This is a genomic window from Thioclava electrotropha (genome assembly GCF_002085925.2).
GTDB classification, from domain to species: domain Bacteria; phylum Pseudomonadota; class Alphaproteobacteria; order Rhodobacterales; family Rhodobacteraceae; genus Thioclava; species Thioclava electrotropha.
This window is the reverse complement of the sequence record NZ_CP053562.1, coordinates 4,069,821-4,091,570: the sequence shown is the minus strand read 5'-3', so window position 1 is coordinate 4,091,570 and position 21,750 is coordinate 4,069,821. Positions and strand designations below refer to the sequence as shown.

The window sequence follows — 21,750 nt, the reverse complement described above, 5'->3', positions numbered from 1 at the left end:
CCAAGAGGAAGTGGCCCCAGAGAGGAAGAGAGAGATGAGCGAGACGATCCGGCTGACCGCCGCGCAGGCGATGGTGAAGTGGCTCTCGGTGCAGATGACCGAGGATGGCGAGCGGTTCATCGAAGGGATGTGGGCGATCTTCGGCCATGGCAACGTGGCCGGGATCGGCGAGGCTTTGCATGCCTACAAGGACGTCTTCCCGACCTGGCGCGGGCAGAACGAGCAGACGATGGGTCATGCGGCGATCGCTTATGCCAAGGGCAAGAAGCGCACGCGGGCGCATGCGGTGACGTCAAGCATCGGACCGGGCTCGACCAACCTCGTGACGGCGGCGGCGCTGGCGCATGTGAACCGGCTTCCGGTGCTGATCGTGGCGGGTGATGTGTTCGCCACGCGCCGTCCCGATCCGGTGCTGCAGCAGGTCGAGGATTTCGACGACGGCACCGTCAGTGCCAATGACTGCTTCCGCCCGGTCTCGCGCTATTACGACCGGATCTCGCGGCCTGAGCATATCCTGTCCGCGCTGCCCCGCGCGCTGCGGGTGATGACCGATCCGGCCAATTGCGGCCCCGCCGTGCTGGCCTTCTGTCAGGACACGCAGGCGGAGGCTTATGATTACCCGGTCGAGTTCTTCGAGCCACGCGTGTGGCGCATTCGTCGTCCGGCCCCCGATGCGGGGGAACTGGCGCGGGTCGCAGAGATGGTGAAGGCGGCGAAGAAGCCGGTGATCATCGCCGGTGGCGGCGTGGTCTATAGCCAAGCCGAGGACACGCTGGCCGAGTTCGCGTCGACGCACCGGATCCCGGTGGCCGAGACGCAGGCAGGCAAGTCGAGCCTAGCGCAGAGCCATCCGATGAGTTTTGGCGCGTCCGGCGTGGACGGTTCGGCGGCGGCCAATGCCGCCTTGCAAAACGCCGATCTCGTGATCGGGGTCGGCACGCGGTTCCAGGACTTCACCACCGGCTCGCGGACGCTGTTCGGGGCCGGGGCGAAGCTCGTCTCGGTCAATACCCACGGCTATGACGCGGCCAAGCACGGGGCGGAGAGCCTCGTGGCCGATGCCAAGATCGCGTTGGAGATGCTGAGCGCGGCGCTTGGCGACTATCAGGCCGAGGCACCCGATGCGGATGCCCGCGAGGACTGGCTGTGCGCGGTCGACGCCTATTGCGCGCGCCCCGAGGATCAGGCGGCACTGCCGACCGACGGACAGGTGATCGGCGCAGTGCAGCGCGCGACCGGCGAAGATGCGGTCGCGATGTGCGCGGCAGGCACGATGCCCGGTGCGCTGAAGCTGCTGTGGAAGCCCTCTCAGGGCGGATACCAAATGGAATACGGCTATTCCTGCATGGGCTACGAGGTGGCGGGCGCGATGGGTCTCAAGCTCGCGCGGCCCGAGCGTGACGTGCTCTGCTTCGTGGGTGACGGCTCTTACATGATGGCGAATTCGGAGCTGGCGACGGCGGTGATGCGCCGCGTGCCCTTCACGGTGATCCTGACCGACAACCGCGGCTATGGCTGCATCAACCGGTTGCAGACGATGGGCTGCGGCGGCGAGCCCTTCAACAACATGTATGTCGATTGCAATGTCGAGGTGCAGCCGGAGATCGACTACGTCGCGCATGCAGCGTCGATGGGCGCGCATGCGGTGAAGGCGGCCAATACCGATCAGCTGGAAGCGGAAGTGAAAGCCGCGCGCGAGCGCGATATTCCGACGGTCATCGTGATCGACACCGTGGCCAAGGACTTCCCCGGCACCGGACTGGAGACCACGGCGGGCGAACACGGCTTCTTCTGGGACGTGGCGGTGCCCGAGGTCTCGGACCGTAAGAAGCAGCGCGACCGCTTCGAAGAATACCTGACCCAGATCGCAAACGCGCGGCTGGTGAATTGAGGAGGAGAGAGATGATCCGTTTCGGCACGAACCCGATTGCCTGGGCCAATGACGACGACCATTCCCTGGGCGCGCATATCCCGACCGAGCAGATCCTGCGCGAGGCCGCCGAGATTGGCTTCGATGGGATCGAGAACGGTCATCGCTGGCCGCAGGACGACGCGGAAGCGCTCAAGCAGCTGCTGGGCGGCTACGGGCTGGATTTCGTTTCGGGCTGGTATTCGCTGAATCTTCTGACGCAATCAGTGGAAGCTGAGAAGGCGGCCATCCAGCCGCATCTCGACAAGCTGAAGCATAATGGCTGCAAGGTCTGCATCGCCTGCGAGACGTCGAATTCGGTGCAGGGGCAGGATGTGCCGCTGTCAGAGAAGGCGGTGCTGAGCGCGGCCGATATGGCGGCGTTCGGGGCGAAGATCGAGGAACTGGCGGCGTTCACCGCCGAGCAGGGCATCGATCTGGTCTATCACCACCACATGGGCACCGTCGTCGAGACGCCTGCCGAGATCGACGCGTTCATGGCGGCGACCGGGCCTGCGACGAAGCTGCTGTTCGATGCGGGGCATTGCTATTTCGGCGGCGACGGGGGCGATCCCGCGCCGATGCTGCGCAAATACGTCGACCGCGTTCGCCATTTCCACGCCAAGAACGTTCGCCCCGAGGTGATGCGGCAGGTCCGCGACACCGGCATGAGTTTCATGGACGGGGTGCGCGCAGGTGTCTTCACCGTGCCGGGTGATCCCGACGGCGGCGTGGAGTTCGGACCGCTCCTGCGGATTCTGAAGGAGGCGGGCTATGACGGCTGGATCGTGATCGAGGCCGAGCAGGATCCCGATCTGCGCAATCCGTTCGAGTATCAGTCGCTGGGGCTGAAGACGTTGAAAGGCGCGGCTGCCGAGGTGGGGTTGATCGCGGGTTGAGACCGGGAGGGGGCTCTGCCCCCGCTCCCTGACGGGAGCCCCCCCGGGATATTTTGAGCAGTTGGAAGGAGAAAGACATGGCGGATCTGTTGCGCAAACCCTTTGGGGCCCACGGCAAGGTGCACGAGATTACCCCGCAATCGGCGGGCTGGCGCTATGTCGGCTTCTCGCTTTACCGGCTGCGCGCGGGCGAGAGCGCGGCGGAGGCCACCGGTCCGAACGAGGCGATCCTCGTGATGGTCGAGGGTAAGGCCGCGATCAAGGCGGCTGGGCAGGACTGGGGTGTCTTGGGCGAGCGCATGGATGTCTTCGAGAAAACGCCCCCGCATTGCCTCTATGTGCCCAACGATCAGGACTGGGAGGCCGTGGCAGAGACGGACTGCACCATCGCGGTCTGCCTCGCGCCGGGCAAAGGTGGTCACAAGGCGCGCCGCATCGGCCCCGACGGGATCAGCCTGACCGAGCGCGGCACCGGCACCAACACGCGCTACATCAACAATATCGCGATGGAGGCGGAGGATTACTGCGACAGCCTTCTGGTGACCGAGGTCTTCACCCCGGCGGGCCATTGGTCGAGCTATCCCAGCCACCGCCATGACGAGGATGACTTCCCGCGCATCACCTATCTCGAAGAGACCTATTACCACCGCCTGAACCCGGCACAGGGCTTCGGCATCCAGCGCGTCTATACCGAGGACGGCACACTCGACGAGACGATGGCGGTTTCGGATGGCGACGTCGTGCTGGTCCCGCGCGGGCATCATCCATGCGGGGCACCCTACGGGTTCGAGATGTATTACCTCAACGTGATGGCCGGGCCGCGTCGGAACTGGCGGTTCCAGGCGGATCCGGCGGTGCAGTGGATCATGGAGCGCGATGCCTGAGGGCATCCGGGTGGAGAAGATGATGGAACAACCGTTTCAACTGGCGGCCTGCGCAGAGATGCTCTGGCCCGACCGGCCGATCGAATGGCGCGCAGCGCGGCTGACCGAGATGGGCTTCGGTGTGGGGTTGTGGAACTGGCCTGATCACGACCTCGACAAGCTCGAGGCGGTGGGGGCGAATTACACGATTATGAACGGCTATCTGCAGGGACGGCTGAGCGATCGCGAGGGCGCCGAGATTCTGCTGCGCTCGGTTCGCGAAACTGTGGCGGTTGGCAAGCGGCTTAGCGTGGACCGACTCAACCTGCATGGCACGGGTCTTGGCGACGGCGGTATCCCGATCCCGCAGCATGGCAGCTTCGCGCCGGGCAGCTTCCAGCGGGCCTGCGATACGCTTAACCGGATTTGCGATCTGGCCGAGGAAGAGGGGGTGGTCTTCACGCTCGAGAACCTCAACCCGATCGATCATCCGGGCTGCCCCTTCGGCTCTACCGCGGATGTGCTGGCGCTGGTCTCGACCGTCGATCGCCCGCAGCTGCGGATCAATCTCGACCTCTATCATACGCAGATCGGCGAAGGGGATCTGATCCGCTGGTGCGAGGCGAGCCTGCCCTGGATCGGCGAGGTACAGGTGGCCGACAATCCGGGGCGCTTCGAGCCGGGCACGGGTGAGATCAACTATGCCGGTGTGGCGCAAGCGCTGCAGCAGATGGGCTATCGCGGCCCGGTCGCCATGGAGGCCTTCGCGCAGGGCGATGAGGAGGCGGCACTCGAGGCGTTCCGCGCCGCCTTCACACTCTGAGACCCGTCGATATGCAAAGCGGTGTGCTGGTCGCTCTTCCGATCCGCATACTGTTCCGTTCCGCCACTGAAGTGGACCGTCGCGCCAGTGGCACGACGACACCAAAGACCACATGGTGCTTTGGGCTAACGTCCACCGGCCCCGGAATCCCTTGTCCCGATGGACCAGGGCCAATCATGCCCTAACTATCAAACCCGACCACTCAGGTGGGGCTGATCACCGGCCCGACCAAGTCGCTGGAACTGGGTCAGACCGAGACGCTGGAGAGCGGTCTCGTCTGGCTTCGGCATCGCGTGACCAAGGAAAGCTGAAATGCCCGTTACCCCCAAAGCCCCGCTCGCCATCGTGGCGCTTGCGACACTCCTGTCCCTCGTCGTTTTCACCCTGCCGCTGACCACGCTCGAGGCGATGACCGCCGCGCTCGGGCTTGGCCCGGCGCAGCAGGCTTGGATCATGTCGGGGATGCCATTGGGAGCCGCCTGCGGGCTTCTGATCGCCGGGGCCTTCGGGGACACGCTGGGGCGGCGGCGGACCTTCGTGGGCGGGCTGTGGCTTACCGCGCTCGCTTCTGTTGCCGCCGCGCTCGCGCCGACCGGTCTGTTCCTGATCGTCGCGCGTGTCGTGCAGGGACTTGGCAGCGCCGGGATCATGGCCTGCGGCCTCGGGCTTCTGGGCCAGATCTACGAGGGCGAGCCGCGCCGCCGTGCCGCCGCGATCTGGGCCGCGGGCCTTGGCGCGGGCGTGGCGCTGGGGCCGATCCTCGCCGCGGCGCTGCTGCCGATTGGCGGATGGCCCGCAGGGCATTGGGCGATCGCGCTCGCTGCGACCATCCTAGCGCTGAGCGCCTCGGCCCGCCTGCCCGAGAGCCCGCGCAGCCCGCATCGGGTCGACCTCACGGGCGGCCTGCTTCTGATGCTCGGCCTCGGCTGCCTGCTCTCGGCGCTCACCGAGTTGCGGTTGGGAGCTTTCGGCGTGGTGGGCTTGCTCGCATTGGGCGCGCTGGCCTTTCTGGCTCTCTTTTTGCGCACCGAACGCCGGGCTCCGAACCCGATCCTGCGGCTCGATCTCTTTGCCCATGCGCCCTTCACCGGCGCGACACTCGCGGCTTTCGCCTCGGGCGCGGGCGTGCTTGCGCTGATGTCTCTGGTGCCAACCGTGCTGGCGCGCGGCATGGGGCAGACGCCACTTACGGCCGCTTTCGTTCTCCTCGCATGGTCGGCGTTGACCGCGATCGCCGCGCTCAACGCGCATCGCTTGCCCGCACGCTGGAGCTCGCGCCAGCGCGTGATCGGCGGGATCGTCGGCTGCGTGGTCGGGCAGGCCCTGATGCTGCTTGCGACGCCTGCGGCGAGTTGGGCGATCCTCGTGCCGGGGCTGCTGATTGCCGGGGTCTCGAACGGTGTCCTGAACGCCGCGCTGGGGCATGAGGCGGTGCAATCCGTCCCGCCCGAGCGCGCCGCGATGGGGTCGGCCGCCAACAATACCGCGCGCTACCTCGGCTCCGCCCTCGGGATCGCCTTGATCTCGATCCTGATTGCCGGACGCGATGGCGAGCGCTTCTTCGCGGGCTGGCACGAGGCCGTGGTGATGAGCACCTTGTTCAGCGGACTGGCAGTGTTCGCGATGCTCGGTCTCGCACGCGAGCGCGGTTCCCTCGGTGCGCGATGAGCGTAGTCCCGTGTCAGGCGTCGCCGCCGTATCGCCGGACCGCTCGCTGAGGATCCAGGTGGCCGCACCCTGAACGTGCTGGGGCGTGCGACTACTGCCGGGTCAGCCTCACCGTGAACCCACCGCCACTCATGCTGAATGTAGCAAGCTTGCGTGCGTCATAGGCGGCATGCACATCGAACGACTGGAAGTAAAACGGCCAGACATATCCGGGCCCCAAGACAACGCGATAGGAAATGTCGCAGATTACCGTGTTGCCGTTTTGCTTCTTGGCTGTCGTTGCCATCTGCACCACGCGTCGACCATCATACATGGCCATTGGCGAAGGACAGGTTTCACTGTTTGCCAGCTTTGCGAAGAATTCCGTCGGGGAGATCACACCGGCGGGGACTTTTTCGGCGTCCGTCATCTCGGTCATCTCAGAGCGCGGTGTAATCTTAACGGCCGTCACGGTGTCCGCGTCTCGGACAATCGCGATATCGCGCGTTTCGCTGCCCCGGCTCGTCCCGAGGTAATCGACCTCATGACCTTTGGCCTGCGTCACCGCCTCGAAGGTACCGTCGTCCAAGCCGAACGGCGTGTTGTCGAGCGAGAGCAGCAGTTTCGCATTGCTGCCTTGCCCCTCGAATTGCAGCATGCCCAGGGATCGGTGGCCCAGCGTGACCTTGTAGGTTTCCTTTTCGGCCGCTGCCGGTCCCGCCAGCAGGCCGGAAAAAGTCGCAACGAGAAGGAGAATGCGTGTCATGAAAAATCCGTAGGCCAATGCTTTTTGTCATGCCTACTTCCTCCCACATAGTTGTGCGATATCCAACTCCGTGAAGGAGGGCCGACAACCGGACAAAATCGCAAAGATCTTTCCGGAAACAGGGTATTTTCGCGCGGTTCGACTTCTGCTTGGCCGCGGGCCCTGTAGGATTGCGCGCAACGTTGCGGGCTGTACGCTGAATTCGTTAGTAGATTCTGGCGAGTTTCAAGCAAAGCTTTGCGGTTCTTTTGCGCATAGGTTTGCGCAAATTTCGCATAATTTTGCTTTTTAATTCAGTATCTTGCGAAGCGAATTCTTTCCGAGTCGACCTTAGCTTTTTTCTGTTTTGATGGAAAGAAAAACGAGCCCATATTCTTAGCATTTTTTGGAAATGGGAAACTCGGTGGCTCCGATTTCGAGATCATTTTCGCGCCAACTCCGAGAACGCCCGAAATCAAGATCGCTTGGTCAGCATTGCCGCGGAGGCACAGCTCACTGGAGATGCTGTCGGCCTCAAACCGGCCATTTCGCCCTGTCGCAACTACCTAATGCTTGGGCTACGATTCTGAAGGAGGCTCCTGCTGCCTTCCCTCCGAAGCATTGTAGGTGCCCTCACTCGTGTTCTCAGTCGTGAAACGCTGGCTCACGGGTCGTTGGTTAGTGAAAGATGCCAAATCCGGTTCGCGAATTTGCCATTACCGAAAAGCAGCAGATTTGCCTGTAACTCTGTCGGGCACACTTCTGGCTCATCGTCGTCAAGGTCTGCCTTCGGAGGATTCCCCACGGGGTGGGTGCGCGCATAGGTAGCAGCGCCCTCGAATGCTTCTCTTGGAATCGAGGGATGCTCTTCACAGAGATAATCCAAGGTATCGCCGTCGCTAAGCCTGCCAAGCACAGATCGGCAAGTGATCCGCGTGCCTTTGATCAACGGCTCTCCACCCAGTATCTCATCGCGAGACTCTCGGTGAGCGCTAAGCAAAGATGGGTGGCTTGTTGGACGGCTCGGCTGGGTCATTTCAAACCTGTTCCGTTACAGATCTCTTAACTCTTCGGCGAGATTCCATGAAAAGCCATGATTGCTGCCTGTTTACTTAAGAGTTGGTAAGTCTACTGTACAGCGGACGACGGTGAACATCCGGCGATAGGCCTTACCAAATTCGTCACATACGGCTCTTAGCGGACATCTATGGCCTGAGCGGCGAAGGTCAGCTTCGAATTGTCTATCTCGGTTCGGCTTCCGGACGTTCTCGTCGACTTTGGATGATGCTTCGGCCCCATCAACAGTTGGATCACTGCATGACTATTGCGGAGATTGAGGCTGTCAAAAGGCTCTTTCGCGTTTGTCTGCTCCTGAAGCATTGGCGCAGCTTGCTGCATTACGTTGAACGATTTCGCGGCGGCCAAGCCAAGATCGCGCTGAACCCTATAGTTTCTCATAGATTGCGCGCGCGGGGGACTGTGACGTGAAATGCGCGTGATCGGTTCGTGTGCTTGGGCCGTGACAAAACACCAATAAATCGGGGTATTCTCATGACATTCAAATTCGCGCTCGCGGCGTCAGCCGCCTGTCTTGCGCTGGCCGCATGTAACAGCAGCAACGGGTCCTCCGCGGCGCTGACCTCGGCAGAGGCGCAAAACGTTGAAGCAACCTATTCCGACTACGCGGACAGGATCGGTACGGGCGACCTGACGACGACCGTGCCGACGGGGCAGGCGTCGATGTCGGGCTATATGGGCGTGAGCAACGTCAATCCCGACGACCCGACCACGACCGTGATGGGGGAACTGGCGATGGATGTCGATTTCGACGCGGGGACGCTGACCGGCAAAGGGTCCAATTTCGGCATTTATAGCGGCGACGTCCTGACCAAGGAAGCCGATGTGACAGGCTCGCTCGACGTTGCGGGCACGGTTTCGAGCTCGGACATGACCGCGACCGCGACGGGTACGATGTCGGATGGTTCCTCTGCGGGCGCCGACTTCGCTCTGGATATGACCGGCAGTTTCTATGACGACGCGGGCACGCTGACTGCGGTGGGCGATATCTCCGGGACGATGACCGACGGCTCTGACGTCCAGAACGTCGACGGCAATTATTACGCCACCGAGAACTGAGGCGGGGCTCTTCCTGCACAGGCCGGGCGTTCTGCGCCCGGTCTCTTTCCGTCTCGCCGAGAGGCAAACGACAAGCGCGATGCGATACCGTTCTTCCTTCCTCCTGATCTGGCTCGCCTTCGCGCTTGTCGTCTGTCTGCTCTCACCGTCGCGCAGCTTTGCGGAACAGACGGTTTCGGATTGGCTCGGCGTGGCGAATGCGCAGCTCGCGCAGGGCAAACCGGGGCGGGCGCTCCTGATATTCGGAGAAATCGCGGCGCGCCATCCGGAATTTACCCCGGCGCAGACCGGGTTGGAGCAGAGCTTCACCAAGCTTGGCTCCGCTCGCCGCAACGAAGCGTTCCTGCGTTACGCGCTCGCCAAGGATCCAAAGCACGAAGCGGCGCTTCTCGCAGCATGGCAGGCGTTGGATCGGGCGCATCCGTTTCGCTTTTCCGCCACGGCCTCGATCCTGCCGAGCAGCAATGTCGATCACGTCGCCTCCGAACGGTATCTGGTGACCGATTTCGGCACGTTTCTGATAAATGATGGCGGCAACGAGACTTCCGGGGTCGGGCTCGGCTATGGCGCGAACCTCGACTGGTTCGTTCAGCCGCGCCCGGGCCATCGCATCCGGTTGCGCGCCTCCTATGCGGGGGCGTGGTATCACACCGCGATTTTGCGCTATTCGGAGCCCGGGCTCGCCCTGCGCTACGAGCATCTCGGCGGGGGTGCGCCTTGGTCGGTCGAGGCGTTTTTGCGCGACAGGCACTATGGCGGCGGGTCGCAGGATATCACGTCGGACAACCTCACGCGCGGAGTGCGGTTCGCGAAAGCGTGGCGGTCCGTAGGGGGCGGGCGCACGGTTTTCCGGCTGGACGGGGAGTATGCCAGCTACAGCGAGAAGCCCTACCTGACGGGCCCTAGATATTTCGTGGACCTCGCGCGCCGGACGCGATTGGGGCAACGTAGCGCCCTGAGCTATGGCCTACGGCTGGAACGCGCCTTGCCGCGAAAGGACTACCATCGCTATTCCGGCGCCGAGCTGCGCGTGGGCTTCGACCGACCGCTTTTCGACGGAGTTCGTGGGGGGCTGTCGCTCAGTTACGGGGAGCGCCGCTATGACGCCGCCTTTCCGATCGTCGGGGTGCACCGTCGGGACCGGACCGCGAGCCTCGGGCTGAGCCTCGAGTTGAAGCGAGCGAAAATCCTCGGTCAAACGCCCAGGATCACCTGCAGCGCGCGGCGCACCCGGTCGAATGTCGCGCTCTACACGACGAACTCGGTTGATTGCGCTTTGTCCCTAAAGCTTGATTTTTGAGCGAAATTCGGCATCTAGGTCGAATGTTAATCGGTGAGCATTTTAGCTTCGGTCTTTTTTTCGGCGCATTGCTCGGCGGTCCGGTTGGCTTTGATTTGAAGAGTTTTGGGGGTTCCATGCCGAGTTTCGATCCGCGGCGCGTCGTTTTTCGAGAAACGCACGCAATTTTAGATTTGACCCGACCGCACCGGCTGACCTGACACGATGCCACGTTTCATATCGCATCACGAAATTTATGATGCCGCGCTCGATGACGAGCTTTTCACCGCGCTGCCAAACATGCTCGCGCAGGTGATCGGCATCCCGTCGGCTGTCTTCATCTGGCTCCATCCCGGCGATTATCGGGAAATCACCGCCGGAACGCAGGCGGATGCCAATCTCGATTACAATTCGTTCGAGGGTCACGATCCGTGGTTGGCCCACGGTACGCCGGAGAAGTGCGGCACAGGCCTGTTTCGTTTGTCGAACCACGTGAGCGCACAGGAGTTCGAGCGCAGCGAAATGTATAACGATTTCATCGTGAAGAATGGTGTCGATCGCTACTGGTGTCTCGCGATGATGCAGAGCACTCGCGACGGTCTGGTCGCCACGGCCTTCCACAAGGGCAAGCGCGGGGGCGATTTTACCGATCCCGAAGTGGAGACGCTCGGTTTGCATGTTCAGGATCTGGGACGGCTGCACAAGATACGTCGGGAGCTGCATCGCGCCAGTATCCAGCAGGTCACCGCGCCCGACCGTAGCCTGCTCGACGACGCCCCGATCTTCGAGCTCGACCACGAAGGGCGGCTCGTGCGGATGAACGGGAAAGCCGAGCTGCTGCTCGATCTTCATCCGCTGTTGGTGCTCGACTTCGAACGGAAATTACGGTCACGCGGGCCGATGCACGGGGTTTTGCGCCAAGCCATCGGACGGTCGACAGATGCGGTGAAGAGCGAGGCAGGCGCGCTCGACCTACCTCAAATGCGCGCGACTGACGGGCGAATTATACCGAAACTGAGGCTGAACCTCCTGCCGCGAACTGACGGGGGCCGGAAGGTCTGGGTTATCGCGACGAGCGAGGACGAGGATGGAATACGAAATCTGGTCGCGGCCCCACGTGAGAAGATGCGGCTCACCCCACGCGAGCGGGACGTTCTTCAGGGAATTATCCGGGGCCGCAGGCGGGACCAACTCGCCAATGATCTCGACATCGCCATTCCGACAGTCGATCTGCACAGCGCCAATCTCCGCCGCAAACTCGGGGCACGGACCATCGCGGAGGCCGTTGCCATCGCCTTGCAGTTTGGACTGATGTAGGTCTTACGTGAAGGTGTCGCTCTGGGACGAGGGCGACAATTCAATGGACGAACCGGGTCAAATGCCGCCCATGGGGGTCAACATGATTGGCGCTGGAGGACAGGTCCAGACGGCTACGATAGCCGTGGCCGCGATACCCTCCAGACACCCTCGAGCATCGCACGAGTTCGCTGGACTACGCGGCTGCACCGAACAGTTACGCCTCACGACTTTTGAAAAAGCGCCGGACGTAGAAGCCGACCCCGATGAGGATCGCAACGAGAACCACGCCATTCAGGGCGTGCATCGTGTTGCGCAGGGCCGGGCTTTTGTCCCACGCTTGGCCGAGCTTGAGGCCGACATAGGCGAGGACGAGGCACCAGGGCCAAGATCCGATGAACGTGTAAATCTGGAACTTCCAGAACGGCATCCGAGCGATACCGGCCGGGAGTGAGATGAAAGTCCGCACCAGCGGCAAGAGCCTCGAGACGAAGACCGCGGCACTGCCATAGCGGGAAAACCAGCGGTCGGCCCGGTCCAGATCCGATTGGCTGAGCAAAATGTATCGCCCCCAACGTTCGACGGCGCGTCGACCGCCGTAAGCACCAACGAAATAGGCGAGGGTCGACCCGATATTGCAGCCGATTGCGCCAACGGTGGCGACGAGTATCAGCGAGAACTGACCTTTCGAGGCGAGATAGCCCGAGAAGGGCATGATCACTTCCGATGGGAGCGGGATACAGGCGGATTCGATCGCCATCAGCGCAGCGATCCCGGCATAGCCCATGGAACTGATCGCATGGGTTATAAAGCCCGCGATGGCTCCCATCAGTCCTGAAATCATGTCTCATCCCTCCCGCGTCTGGCCTTGTTCTGCCCCTGAGGTTTCCGGCAAAGACCCTGCCTTGCGGTCGTGGGGTAATCTGAAGGTGTGTCGGCGGCGAAGGCGGGAAAGAAAGCTCGCGAAACCGTGTCCCAGCCGCGAAAGTCATGGGTCGGGCGGGCGCACCGCGAAACGCGTGAATGCGTGCATGACACCCGCGTTTGTCCCGTCGCTGGTGGAGCGTCATTTGCGTGGCACATTTCACCCATCACAACGTTGGAAAGCGCATCTCCACCCGCAGACCGCGTTCGAGGTTTTGCAGGCGCAGCTCGCCCCCGTGTATCTGCGCGATGGCGTCGACGAGGCTCAGGCCCAAACCGCTGCCTTGGGTGTTGCGGCTCTGGTCGAGGCGGACGAAACGTTCGCGCACCCGCGCCAGATCGCGGTCCGGGATGCCGGGGCCGTTATCTGTCACGCTCAGCACGACATTCTGGCTTTCCGCATGCACGCCTATCGAAACCCGCGCCGGGGAGGGGCTGTAGCGAAGCGCGTTGTCCACGAGGTTCACGAGCGCCTGAAACAGAAGCTCGCGGTCGCCCTCGATAGAAATGTTCTCCGGCAGATCGAGCGCCAGTTCCTGCCCTGCATCCTCCGCCCCCGCGCCGAGCATCTCCGCGACATCTTGGCAGAGCTGCGTGAGATTGACGGGCAAACGCGTGATCTCGACCATTCCGGCCTGCATGCGGGACAGGCGCAGGATCGCGTCGAAGGTTTCCGAGACCTGATCGAGATCGCTCAGGGCTTTCCCGATCTCGCCTCGCTGCGCCAACGGCAAGGACGCATCCAATGCCACCGGCTCGAGCCGAAGCCGCAAACGCGCGAGTGGCGCGCGCAGGTCATGGGCGACATCGGTCGAGACCTGCCGGATCGACGCGATCCCCGCCTCCAACTGGTCGAGCGCCTCATCCACGCTTTGCGCCAGACGCGCCACGTCGTCATCGCCTTCGTCGCGGATGCGCAACCCGTGGCGGCCCTCGCCGACCGCGTGAAGGACCTGCTCCATCCGGTCGATGCGCGCCTCGTTTCGCCGCGCAATGAAGACCGCAAAACTGATCGACAGCAGAAGTGCGAGGCCGAGACCCCAGCCGAAGCTCGTGGCGAGGATTTCGCCCTGTTCGCGCAGCCATGCATCGTCGCGCCCCGTCATCAGCCAGCCTGACGGAAGCTGCATTCCATAGGTGACATAGCCTTCGGGGACATTCGCACCGGGTGGGTCGAGCAGCGTCAGGCCGGACCCCGGTTCGAGGTGTCGCGTACCTTCGAACGAGGCGGCGACGCGAACATTGCCAAGCGCGTCAGAGCCATCGGCCGGCACGAAGGTCACGATATTCGCGCCGTCGCGGCTCGTCGTCATCCGCGCTGTGATCTGCTCGCTCAGGTCCTGCATGTCGGCGCCTCGGGCGGAGAGAGCGAGCGCCTCGGTATCGGCGCGCACCTCGCCCTCGAGGCGGAGGCTCATTTCCTTGGATTGCAGCACGTAGGACACGCCGCCCGCGACGAGTGCCGCGAATGCGAAGACCGTGGAGATCGCGATGGCGAAGCGCATCGACCAAGTGAATGCACGCATCACGAGGCCTCGAACACGTAGCCGATCCCGTGCAGCGTCGTCAGGTAGGGGGTGGCGAAAGGCTTGTCGATCTTGCCGCGTAGCCGGCTGATATGGGTCTCGACGACGCTGCTTTTCGGGTCGAAATGGATGTCCCAGATCGCCTCCAGCAGGATCGTCTTGGTCTGCACCCGGCCGGGACGTTCCATGAAGTGCTTCAGGAGCATGAATTCCCGCGGCTGCAATTCGATGCACTGACCTTCGCGCCATGCCTCGCGGGCGAGAAGGTCGAGCCGCAGATCGCCCTGCACCAGTTCGGTCACCTCGGCCTTGAGGGCAGGGCGGCGCGCAATCGTATCGATCCGTGCAAGCAGCTCCACGAAGGCGAAGGGTTTCACCATGTAGTCGTCGGCCCCTGCGCGCAGACCGGCGACGCGATCCTCGACGCTGCCCATCGCGGTCAGCAGAATGGCGGGCGTGGCGATCTGCGCCGCGCGCAACGCCTTGAGCAAGGCCAGACCGTCGAGCCCCGGCATCATCCGGTCGAAGATGAACAGATCGTAGCTCTGCGCGGTCGCTTGCGTCAGCGCCTCGCGCCCGTCGCGGAGCAGGTCGACGGCATGACCTTCTCCGGTCAGCCCCTTGCGCAGGTAGTCTCCGGTTTCGGCATCGTCTTCGGCAATCAGGATCTTCATCGCACCATCTTTCGATAACGGACCGGGATTGTCACGGGCGGCTCCGCAAGGTCTGTGCGATTTCTTACAAATTCGTAAGACGGGAGCAAAACGCTTCGTCCTTCTGCAGGGGATTGCTGGCGGCATCGATGTGGATGCATCGCAAGCAATGAGGACCTTATGCGAAACCTGCTTCTCTCCGCCGCGCTGATCGCGGTGCCGGTCGCGTCATTTTCAATGGTCGAAATGGCCATGAGTACGGGAGCGCCGGGCGCTTCCGCGCCGCAAGCCGCAAGCCTCGGCGATATGAGCCCTTACGAGACGATCGTGAGCGATACACAGTCGCTTGCCAAGAAAGGCGAGTTCACCGCCGCAGAGAAACGCATCACCGATCTGGAGACCCTTTGGGACAAGAACGCGGCCAAGCTGCGCAAGGCCGATCCGTCGGCCTGGGGCGTGATCGACGGGGCCGCGGACAAGGCTTTCGCCGCCCTGCGGACGAAGTCGCCGAACGCGAAAAGCGTGATGCAGAGCCTTGACGGGCTGCAGACCGCGCTTGCCGATCCGGTGCCCTCGGAAGTCGGGGCCGTGCAGAAAGTCGCGGGCATCGCGGTGACCGACAAGACCGGCCACGCGCTGCCCTGCGAGGCGATGATCGGGCAAGTTCGAGATACGCTCGGCGGCAAAACCGCGCCGCAAGCGGTCTCCGATCTTCAGGCGAAAGCGCTCGAGCGCTGCAACGCGGATGACGACACCCGCGCCGATGCCTTCTCGGCGCAGGCGCTGGCAATGCTGAACAACTGAGGCGCATCATGAGCTACCAACAGACTTTCATCTACCCCGACGAAGAGTTGACCAATCCGGTCAGCCGCGTTCCCGAGGTCACGCCGGGCTTCTGGCTCATCAAACTGATGGCGGTGACGATGGGCGAGACGGCGGCCGACTTTCTGGCCGTCAATCTGGGCCTCGGCCTGACCGCGACGACGATCCTGATGACCGCGATCCTCGCCCTCGTGATCCGCTGGCAATTCGCGCAGCGCCGCTACGTGCCCGCGGTCTATTGGTCGGCCGTGGTACTGATCTCGATCGTGGGGACGCTGATCACCGACAACATGACCGACAATCTCGGGATTCCGCTGATCGACTCGACGATCGGCTTCACCATCCTGCTGGGCGCGACCTTTGCGGCGTGGTTCGCCTCCGAGCGCACGCTCTCGATCCATGAGGTCTACACGGCCCGGCGCGAAGGGTTCTACTGGCTCGCGATCCTGTTCACCTTCGCGCTCGGCACGGCGGTGGGCGATCTGATCTCGGAGCAATTCGGCATCGGCTATCTCGCGACCGGCATCCTCTTCGGACTGATCATCGCGTCGCTCGCTTCGGGATATTTCGCGCTCAAGCTCGATGGGCTCTGGGCGTTCTGGCTCTGCTATATCTTCACCCGCCCTCTGGGCGCGTCCTTCGGCGATCTTCTCTCGCAGCCCACCGAGTATGGCGGGCTGGGCTTCGGCACCATTCCCACCAGCCTCGGCTTCCTTGCCGTCATCGCGATCACCGTCGCCGCGATGACCGTGAAACGCAGGCGCGTCTGACTCCCTTTCCAGATCGTACGCCGCGTGGCCCTCCGTCCCGACCGTCCGGGGCGGAGGGTTTTCGTTCCGGCCAAGCCAGAAACCCGGCTTCTCACGGATTTGTAAGAAACGGGCGAATTCGATCCGGAACGCGGCGGGCAAGCTCCTCTCAACATCAAAAGGAGGTGCCCAGAGATGCAAACAGACACACCAGCCGTCAGCACGCGGGGGCTTACCCTGCGCTACGGCGATTTCACCGCGCTCCAGCCGCTCGACCTCGACATTGGCCGCGGCGAGATCTTCGGATTTCTCGGCCATAACGGTGCGGGCAAGACGACGACGATCCGGCTTCTGACGACACTTATGGAGCCCAGCGGCGGCACGGCGAGCGTGGCCGGCTGCGACCTCGCGCATAACCGCATCGCGCTGCGCCGCGCCATCGGCTACCTGCCCGAGAACGTCCGCCTCTACGATACGCTCACCACGCGCGAGAACCTGCGCTTCTTCGCGGCCCTCTCGCGGATCGAGGACGCCCGCGACCGCGTCGAGGAGGTGATGGAGTTCCTCGGCATCACAGACCTTGCCGACCGCCGGATCGCGACCTTCTCCAAGGGGATGCGCCAGCGGGTCGGGCTCGCGCAGGCCATCGTGCATCGCCCGCAGGTCCTGTTCCTCGACGAGCCGACCTCGGGGCTCGATCCGATGGGGGTGCACCAACTGCGCGAAGTGCTGGAGCGGTTGAACGGGCAGGGCATGACGATCTTCATGAACACCCACCTGCTGAGCGAGGTGGCGCGGTCCTGTTCCTCCATCGGCGTCCTTTCGCACGGCCAGCTCGTTTTCCACGACACGATCGAGACGGTAAACGCGCGCTACGGCTCGGAAGAGGCCCTCGAGGAGCTTTACCTCTCGGTGGTGCCGGATCGCGAGGTCGCGGCATGACACCCTCCACGATCCTACGCCGCCACGCGCTCGCCGCGCTTGCGCGCGAGCGGACGATCGCGCTGGTGGCCGCACTGTTCGCCGCGTTGGTGCTGGTTTCGGCCTATCTGGGCTGGTCCGCGACCTCGACGGTCGACGCGATCTACGCGAGCGCCACGCATTGGTTCGAAGCCAATGGCAAGCCGGTGCCGCCGAACCCGGTCACGCAGGGCTCGCCGCTGGCGCTGCTGCGCAATCTCACGATCTATATCAGCCTGATCGGCGCCTTCTCGGCCATCGTGATCGGCTACCGCATGGTCGAGACCGACCGCCGGGCCGGAGTGCTGCCGCTGATCGGCGCGCGCCCGCTGGAGCGGCTCGATTACGCGCGGGGCAAGGTCTCGGCACTCGCCCTGGCCGTCGGCGGGCTCGCGGCGCTTGCGGGTGTGGTGGGGCGGCGACCCTCGCCATCCTGCCTTCGGTGCATATCGCAGCCGGGGATTGGGCGCGGCTGGCCGCGTTCTTCACATTGGGCTGGCTGTATATGATGACCTTCGGGCTGATCGCGATCGGCGCTTCGGCGCGGGCGCGCAGCGAAACCGTGGGGCTGATGGTGCCGACGGTGGTCTGGCTGGTGCTGACCTTCGTCTGGCCTGCGCTGACCGGAAACATCCTGCCCACTGCTGCGATCAACCCGATCTCGGCGCTCGCACCCGCGCCGCAATCCACGATCTTCGACCTCTCCGCGATGCTGCTCGGGCCGTTCTCTCTGGCCGAAGCCTACAAGTATCTCGGCGCGGAGCTGATGGGCTATCTGCCCGACGGTCTGCCGCCGCGCGGCCCCGTGCCCCCGCTGGTCGTGATGATGCTCTTCGCAGCGGGCTCCGGCCTCTATGCGCTGCGTGGCTGCCTCAAGCTCGACATGACGAAGGGAGGCCCCGATGCCTGATCTGTCCGCTATTCCCACGATTGCGCTCAAGGACGCACGGATCGCGCTGCGCGACCGCTTCCTGCTGGCCGCGACCCTGGCGCTCGTCGCCGCCGCGCTGATCTCGCTGATCACCGGAACGGTCGCGATGCGCACCGATGTCGCCACCTACATGGCCGCGAAACAGCAGCTTCTGGCGCTCGGCAAAAGCCTCGGTTCGATCGCAGCGCCCGAATTCTACCCGCTCAAGCTGATGCGCGGCACGATCGAGCAGATCGAGATCATGGGCGCGGTGATCGCGCTGATCGCGGGCTACCGCGCCGCCGTCGAAGAGCGCGGGCGCCAGACGCTGGCGCTGATCCTGACGCGCCCCCTTTCAAACTGGCAGTTCCTCGCCGCGAAGCTGCTGGGCGGGGCCGGGCTGATGGCGACCGCGCTGGCCTTCGTCTTCGCGCTTTGCGCCGTAGTGCTCGCGCTCGGTTCGGGCATTGGCATCGGGGCGAATGACCTGTTGCGGCTCGCGATCACCTGGGGGGCTTCGACGCTTTATCTCAGCGCGATCTTCGCGGTGGGCTTCGGCCTCAGCCTCTGGCTGAAAAGCCCCGCGAGCGGGCTGCTCTACGCCTTCGCTCTGTGGCTGCTTGTGGTGCTCGTCGCGCCGCAGATCGGCGACACGATGGACCCCGACAATCAGGTCGCGGGCGGTGTCTTTGCGCAGCTTTCGATCCCGAAAGCCGAGCAGACCAGGATCAAGCAGGGCTTCGCCACCTACGAGACCATCCGCAACGGGATCGAGGTCTCGTCCGTGACCAAGCATTACGAGCGCTTCACCTTCGCGGTGCTCGGAATCAAGGACATCTACACCGGCAAAGCGCTCGGGCCGATCTGGGCCGACAAGAAGGGCGATGCCTGGTTCCTCATTCTCTTCACCCTCGGCCTCGGCGGGCTCGTCCTGCTGCGTCCGATCCGTGCCGATCGTCTGACCAAGGAGACCTGACGATGAACAAGACTCTTTCCACCCTCACCGTGCTGCTGATGCTCGCCGCTGGCGGCGCCCAAGCCGCGCAGACCGATACCGACAAGGATGGCGTGCCCGACATGGCAGAGCCGCTGCTGCACACCGATCCGCAGAACCCCGACACCGACGGCGACGGGCAGAACGATCTGGCCGACAAGGACCCGGTGATGGCGCAAAGCCCGATCCAGCCCGGGGGCACTGCCGCGCCGTTCCATATCGGAGAACTGCTTGTCGAGAACAACGTCGACCCCGCGACCCATACGGATGCGCCGGATCACCTCGAGATCCAGCTGGTCAATGACAGCGCCAAACCGCTGAAGGGCTTCACCCTCTTCTACACGATCACCGATGCCGATAGCGGCGCGAAGGAGGCCTATATCCTGCACCCCGACGTGACGGTTCCCGCCAATGGCTCGGCCCGCATCCATGTCGATGACAGCGGCAAGCCGGGGCATCTGCGCGCGAACCCGAACTCGATCTACACCACCGCGCAATCGGCGAAACAGGTCGAGGTGAGCCTGCAGCTTCCGGGCTTTGCCGCGGTGACGCAGGGCGTCAAGAAAGACGCCGGTGGCGCCGAACAGGCGGATTGATCCCGAAACGATCGGATCGCGGCCCCGCTTCGCGGGGTCGCAGAGGGAGGCAGAGGCAATGAAACTCCGTAAAATCGCGCAGGTCGTGGGCACCGTATTGCTCGGGACGCTCGCGGCGCTGGTGCTCTATTTCGGATTTCTTCAGATGACAGGAAATTTCCACACCGTGGTGGCTGGCGAGTTCTATCGGTCGAACCAGCCAACGGCCGAGCGGCTGAAATCCTACAAGAAAAAGGACGGCATCCGGTCGGTTCTCAACCTGCGCGGAGCACATCCGGGACAGGCGTGGTACGACGAAGAGAAGGCCGCGGCGCAGCGGCTGGGGCTGACGCTGATCGATTTCAAAATGTCCGATCACGAGGTCCTGAGCCCCGCGCGCATCGCCGTGTTAGAAGCCGCCATGGCCGACGCGCCGAAACCCTTGCTGGTCCACTGCAAAGCCGGCGCAGATCGCACGGGACTGGCAGCGGCCCTTTATCTTGCGCATCAGAAAAAGCGTTCGCCGTCCGAGGCAGGCTGGCAATTGTCTCTACTCTACGGTCATGTCGGCGTGCCCCGGCTCTCCAGAGCTTGGCCGATGGACGAGACATGGCTGGCGGCCAACAGTTGAAGGATTTCAACCTCTTGGTCGCAGGTCTGATGATAGTGGGAAAGTCTCGTTTTTCTCGTGAGCGGACTTTCGAGAGACGCACAGCGGATTCACACTTTCCGCCCATGCCCGTCGTCAAGGCTGTCGGCTGGAAAGTCTTTCGGCAACGGGCATTTGAACCACGGGCGCCGAGCCGAACGTTTCCCATGACCAGCGGGTGTCGTCTGCTGGCCGGAAGCAACCTCTCAGAACGCGGCAGGTTTCCGCGACGCGCTGCAATGACCGAAGTTGATGCCCGTCCTCTGGCTGCACGATAGCAGAAGCATACGCGGTTAGCGCTTCCTGTCTTGTGCCTTTGCGACGCTGTCGCGCACGACCAGTTCCCCCGTCATCAGAACCTTGACGGGAGATTGGTCACGGTCGTCCGCCGCTATGAGGTCGTCGAGCAGGCGGATCGCCATTGCGCCGATGCGCGCTTTCGGCACGTCGACCGAGGTCAGGGGCGGGTCGAAGACGCTCGAGGTGGGCAGGTTGTCGAAGCCGACCACGGAGACATCCTCTGGCACGCGATGGCCCAATTCGCGCAAGGCCCGGACGAAGCCGAAGGCGATTATGTCGTTCGCGCAGAAATAGGCATCCGCGACGGGCCGGCCGCGCAATTGAGTCAGGGTCTCTTTATAGGCCCCTTCCAGCGTCGACATCACCGAAAGTTCCTGCGCATCCTCGCCCTGCAATCCGAGTGCCGCGGCCGCGGTCTGGAAAGCCCTTTGACGCAGTCGGAAGTTCATCACCTCGCTGTAGCTCCCGACATAGCCGATCCTGCGGAAGCCTCGCGCTATCAGATGTGAGAGCGCGTCGTGGACGAGTTGATCGTTGTCCATGTCGACGAAATTCGCCTTCAGGAACGGGTGGTAGGTGTCGATGAGCACCGTGGGGAGCGGCGCGTATTCAATGATCGTCTCGATATCCTCGCGCGACAGTTCGGTGCCGAGCACGACGATTCCGCGCGGCTCCGTCCCCTCCAGGTCGGACAGCATCTGCTGAAGAGATTCCTGCTCGTAGCTTACGACCTGCAAGGCGTAGTCGCGCCGCAGCGCCTCGAAGGACATGCCGTCGATATAATCCGAGATGAAGTGGTTGTGGTCGCGGTTCACCGTCTGGCCGTGCCGTGCAATTTTCAGGAAGCGGATCGTGTTGGTGGCTTCCTGCCGTGGCCGATTCGAACGCGGCGTGTAGTTCAGCGCTTCCACTGCCTGCAGGACGCGGGCGCGGGTGGCCTCTGAGATATCGCCCTTATCGTTCAGAACCAACGACACGGTGGCAGCGGAGACCCCCGCGTGCCCGGCAACTTCGCGTAAAGTGACCGGTTTCTTCGGCTGAACTTCCATGGTCTCGCTCATCCCACCTTCATTTCATCGCGATTTGTCTGT

Annotated in this window: 22 protein-coding genes; 16 read left to right on the top strand and 6 right to left on the bottom strand. The window is 63.3% G+C overall.

All coding sequences use genetic code 11. The features are described 5' to 3' along the window. The first annotated feature begins 34 nt into the window (after positions 1 to 34). The 5 genes from iolD to AKL02_RS19500 all read left to right on the top strand — a co-directional run bounded on the left by iolD (position 35) and on the right by AKL02_RS19500 (position 6,162). Positions 35 to 1,891: a 3D-(3,5/4)-trihydroxycyclohexane-1,2-dione acylhydrolase (decyclizing) gene (iolD, locus tag AKL02_RS19520; RefSeq protein WP_083078086.1), complete on the top strand. Its 1,857-nt coding sequence runs from the start codon at positions 35 to 37 to the stop codon at positions 1,889 to 1,891. Between the two features lie 11 nt (positions 1,892 to 1,902). Further along, complete coding sequence (gene iolE, locus AKL02_RS19515; RefSeq protein WP_083078085.1) at positions 1,903 to 2,808, top strand: myo-inosose-2 dehydratase; 906 nt, start codon at positions 1,903 to 1,905, stop codon at positions 2,806 to 2,808. A 77-nt stretch (positions 2,809 to 2,885) separates the two neighbouring features. Beyond that, positions 2,886 to 3,692: a 5-deoxy-glucuronate isomerase gene (gene iolB, locus AKL02_RS19510; RefSeq protein WP_083078084.1), complete on the top strand. Its 807-nt coding sequence runs from the start codon at positions 2,886 to 2,888 to the stop codon at positions 3,690 to 3,692. A 22-nt stretch (positions 3,693 to 3,714) separates the two neighbouring features. Beyond that, complete coding sequence (locus tag AKL02_RS19505; RefSeq protein WP_083078105.1) at positions 3,715 to 4,494, top strand: TIM barrel protein; 780 nt, start codon at positions 3,715 to 3,717, stop codon at positions 4,492 to 4,494. Between the two features lie 312 nt (positions 4,495 to 4,806). Next, a complete protein-coding gene (locus AKL02_RS19500) occupies positions 4,807 to 6,162 on the top strand; it encodes an MFS transporter (RefSeq protein WP_083078083.1) in 1,356 nt (451 codons plus the stop codon). Between the two features lie 91 nt (positions 6,163 to 6,253). On the opposite strand, the gene AKL02_RS19495 is transcribed toward AKL02_RS19500, so the two are convergent. Together AKL02_RS19495 and AKL02_RS19490 are read right to left on the bottom strand one after the other, a co-directional pair. Continuing rightward, entirely contained in the window at positions 6,254 to 6,907 is a 654-nt protein-coding gene (locus tag AKL02_RS19495; RefSeq protein ID WP_133051962.1) for a hypothetical protein, read from the bottom strand. Between the two features lie 643 nt (positions 6,908 to 7,550). Further along, positions 7,551 to 7,922, bottom strand: coding sequence for a DUF433 domain-containing protein (locus tag AKL02_RS19490; protein WP_083078081.1), 372 nt, complete (start codon positions 7,920 to 7,922; stop codon positions 7,551 to 7,553). A gap of 515 nt (positions 7,923 to 8,437) precedes the next feature. On the opposite strand from AKL02_RS19490, the gene AKL02_RS19485 reads away from it, so the two are divergent. From AKL02_RS19485 to AKL02_RS19475, 3 genes are all read left to right on the top strand, one after another. Further along, on the top strand, positions 8,438 to 9,022 hold the full coding sequence (locus tag AKL02_RS19485; RefSeq protein ID WP_083078079.1) for a hypothetical protein: 585 nt from the start codon (positions 8,438 to 8,440) through the stop codon (positions 9,020 to 9,022). A gap of 79 nt (positions 9,023 to 9,101) precedes the next feature. Further along, positions 9,102 to 10,322: a surface lipoprotein assembly modifier gene (locus AKL02_RS19480; protein WP_083078078.1), complete on the top strand. Its 1,221-nt coding sequence runs from the start codon at positions 9,102 to 9,104 to the stop codon at positions 10,320 to 10,322. Positions 10,323 to 10,526: 204 nt separating this feature from the next. Beyond that, a complete protein-coding gene (locus AKL02_RS19475) occupies positions 10,527 to 11,618 on the top strand; it encodes a LuxR C-terminal-related transcriptional regulator (protein ID WP_083078077.1) in 1,092 nt (363 codons plus the stop codon). Positions 11,619 to 11,814: 196 nt separating this feature from the next. Here the strand turns inward: AKL02_RS19475 and AKL02_RS19470 are convergent, their stop codons facing one another. The 3 genes from AKL02_RS19470 to AKL02_RS19460 all read right to left on the bottom strand — a co-directional run bounded on the left by AKL02_RS19470 (position 11,815) and on the right by AKL02_RS19460 (position 14,721). After that, the gene (locus AKL02_RS19470) at positions 11,815 to 12,441 is read right to left on the bottom strand and encodes a DedA family protein (RefSeq protein WP_198453227.1); all 627 of its coding nucleotides are present in this window, start codon (positions 12,439 to 12,441) and stop codon (positions 11,815 to 11,817) included. A 247-nt stretch (positions 12,442 to 12,688) separates the two neighbouring features. Further along, a complete protein-coding gene (locus AKL02_RS19465; RefSeq protein ID WP_083078076.1) occupies positions 12,689 to 14,047 on the bottom strand; it encodes a sensor histidine kinase in 1,359 nt (452 codons plus the stop codon). Continuing rightward, positions 14,047 to 14,721 (bottom strand): response regulator transcription factor, encoded by a 675-nt coding sequence (locus AKL02_RS19460; RefSeq protein ID WP_075776632.1) that lies wholly within the window; start codon positions 14,719 to 14,721, stop codon positions 14,047 to 14,049. The genes AKL02_RS19465 and AKL02_RS19460 overlap by 1 nt, the downstream gene beginning before the upstream one ends. Positions 14,722 to 14,880: 159 nt before the next feature. Here AKL02_RS19460 and AKL02_RS19455 point away from each other — a divergent pair, with 159 nt between their 5' ends. The 8 genes from AKL02_RS19455 (at position 14,881) to AKL02_RS19420 (ending at position 20,341) form a co-directional block, all read left to right on the top strand. Then, a complete protein-coding gene (locus AKL02_RS19455) occupies positions 14,881 to 15,504 on the top strand; it encodes a hypothetical protein (protein WP_083078075.1) in 624 nt (207 codons plus the stop codon). Between the two features lie 8 nt (positions 15,505 to 15,512). Further along, on the top strand, positions 15,513 to 16,292 hold the full coding sequence (locus AKL02_RS19450) for a COG4705 family protein (RefSeq protein ID WP_083078074.1): 780 nt from the start codon (positions 15,513 to 15,515) through the stop codon (positions 16,290 to 16,292). Positions 16,293 to 16,466: 174 nt separating this feature from the next. Beyond that, complete coding sequence (locus AKL02_RS19445) at positions 16,467 to 17,213, top strand: ABC transporter ATP-binding protein (protein WP_083078073.1); 747 nt, start codon at positions 16,467 to 16,469, stop codon at positions 17,211 to 17,213. Beyond that, positions 17,210 to 17,740, top strand: coding sequence for an ABC transporter permease (locus AKL02_RS19440; protein WP_198453226.1), 531 nt, complete (start codon positions 17,210 to 17,212; stop codon positions 17,738 to 17,740). The genes AKL02_RS19445 and AKL02_RS19440 overlap by 4 nt, the downstream gene beginning before the upstream one ends. Then, complete coding sequence (locus tag AKL02_RS19435; RefSeq protein WP_198453225.1) at positions 17,737 to 18,141, top strand: hypothetical protein; 405 nt, start codon at positions 17,737 to 17,739, stop codon at positions 18,139 to 18,141. The genes AKL02_RS19440 and AKL02_RS19435 overlap by 4 nt, the downstream gene beginning before the upstream one ends. Further along, positions 18,134 to 19,117, top strand: coding sequence for an ABC transporter permease (locus AKL02_RS19430; protein WP_078603593.1), 984 nt, complete (start codon positions 18,134 to 18,136; stop codon positions 19,115 to 19,117). The genes AKL02_RS19435 and AKL02_RS19430 overlap by 8 nt, the downstream gene beginning before the upstream one ends. A gap of 2 nt (positions 19,118 to 19,119) precedes the next feature. Next, positions 19,120 to 19,731, top strand: a complete 612-nt coding sequence (locus AKL02_RS19425; RefSeq protein ID WP_083078071.1) for a hypothetical protein — start codon at positions 19,120 to 19,122, stop codon at positions 19,729 to 19,731. Positions 19,732 to 19,789: 58 nt separating this feature from the next. Beyond that, complete coding sequence (locus AKL02_RS19420) at positions 19,790 to 20,341, top strand: fused DSP-PTPase phosphatase/NAD kinase-like protein (RefSeq protein ID WP_083078070.1); 552 nt, start codon at positions 19,790 to 19,792, stop codon at positions 20,339 to 20,341. Between the two features lie 311 nt (positions 20,342 to 20,652). Here the strand turns inward: AKL02_RS19420 and AKL02_RS19415 are convergent, their stop codons facing one another. Next, positions 20,653 to 21,720: a LacI family DNA-binding transcriptional regulator gene (locus AKL02_RS19415; protein WP_198453224.1), complete on the bottom strand. Its 1,068-nt coding sequence runs from the start codon at positions 21,718 to 21,720 to the stop codon at positions 20,653 to 20,655. Positions 21,721 to 21,750 lie beyond the last annotated feature (30 nt).

Coding starts and splice junctions, on each gene's coding strand:
- iolD (WP_083078086.1), top strand. CDS start 35: ATGAGCGAGACGATCCGGCTGACCGCCGCGCAGGCGATGGTGAAGTGG.
- iolE (WP_083078085.1), top strand. CDS start 1,903: ATGATCCGTTTCGGCACGAACCCGATTGCCTGGGCCAATGACGACGAC.
- iolB (WP_083078084.1), top strand. CDS start 2,886: ATGGCGGATCTGTTGCGCAAACCCTTTGGGGCCCACGGCAAGGTGCAC.
- AKL02_RS19505 (WP_083078105.1), top strand. CDS start 3,715: ATGGAACAACCGTTTCAACTGGCGGCCTGCGCAGAGATGCTCTGGCCC.
- AKL02_RS19500 (WP_083078083.1), top strand. CDS start 4,807: ATGCCCGTTACCCCCAAAGCCCCGCTCGCCATCGTGGCGCTTGCGACA.
- AKL02_RS19495 (WP_133051962.1), bottom strand. CDS start 6,907: ATGACACGCATTCTCCTTCTCGTTGCGACTTTTTCCGGCCTGCTGGCG.
- AKL02_RS19490 (WP_083078081.1), bottom strand. CDS start 7,922: ATGACCCAGCCGAGCCGTCCAACAAGCCACCCATCTTTGCTTAGCGCT.
- AKL02_RS19485 (WP_083078079.1), top strand. CDS start 8,438: ATGACATTCAAATTCGCGCTCGCGGCGTCAGCCGCCTGTCTTGCGCTG.
- AKL02_RS19480 (WP_083078078.1), top strand. CDS start 9,102: ATGCGATACCGTTCTTCCTTCCTCCTGATCTGGCTCGCCTTCGCGCTT.
- AKL02_RS19475 (WP_083078077.1), top strand. CDS start 10,527: ATGCCACGTTTCATATCGCATCACGAAATTTATGATGCCGCGCTCGAT.
- AKL02_RS19470 (WP_198453227.1), bottom strand. CDS start 12,441: ATGATTTCAGGACTGATGGGAGCCATCGCGGGCTTTATAACCCATGCG.
- AKL02_RS19465 (WP_083078076.1), bottom strand. CDS start 14,047: ATGCGTGCATTCACTTGGTCGATGCGCTTCGCCATCGCGATCTCCACG.
- AKL02_RS19460 (WP_075776632.1), bottom strand. CDS start 14,721: ATGAAGATCCTGATTGCCGAAGACGATGCCGAAACCGGAGACTACCTG.
- AKL02_RS19455 (WP_083078075.1), top strand. CDS start 14,881: ATGCGAAACCTGCTTCTCTCCGCCGCGCTGATCGCGGTGCCGGTCGCG.
- AKL02_RS19450 (WP_083078074.1), top strand. CDS start 15,513: ATGAGCTACCAACAGACTTTCATCTACCCCGACGAAGAGTTGACCAAT.
- AKL02_RS19445 (WP_083078073.1), top strand. CDS start 16,467: ATGCAAACAGACACACCAGCCGTCAGCACGCGGGGGCTTACCCTGCGC.
- AKL02_RS19440 (WP_198453226.1), top strand. CDS start 17,210: ATGACACCCTCCACGATCCTACGCCGCCACGCGCTCGCCGCGCTTGCG.
- AKL02_RS19435 (WP_198453225.1), top strand. CDS start 17,737: ATGATGACCTTCGGGCTGATCGCGATCGGCGCTTCGGCGCGGGCGCGC.
- AKL02_RS19430 (WP_078603593.1), top strand. CDS start 18,134: ATGCCTGATCTGTCCGCTATTCCCACGATTGCGCTCAAGGACGCACGG.
- AKL02_RS19425 (WP_083078071.1), top strand. CDS start 19,120: ATGAACAAGACTCTTTCCACCCTCACCGTGCTGCTGATGCTCGCCGCT.
- AKL02_RS19420 (WP_083078070.1), top strand. CDS start 19,790: ATGAAACTCCGTAAAATCGCGCAGGTCGTGGGCACCGTATTGCTCGGG.
- AKL02_RS19415 (WP_198453224.1), bottom strand. CDS start 21,720: ATGAGCGAGACCATGGAAGTTCAGCCGAAGAAACCGGTCACTTTACGC.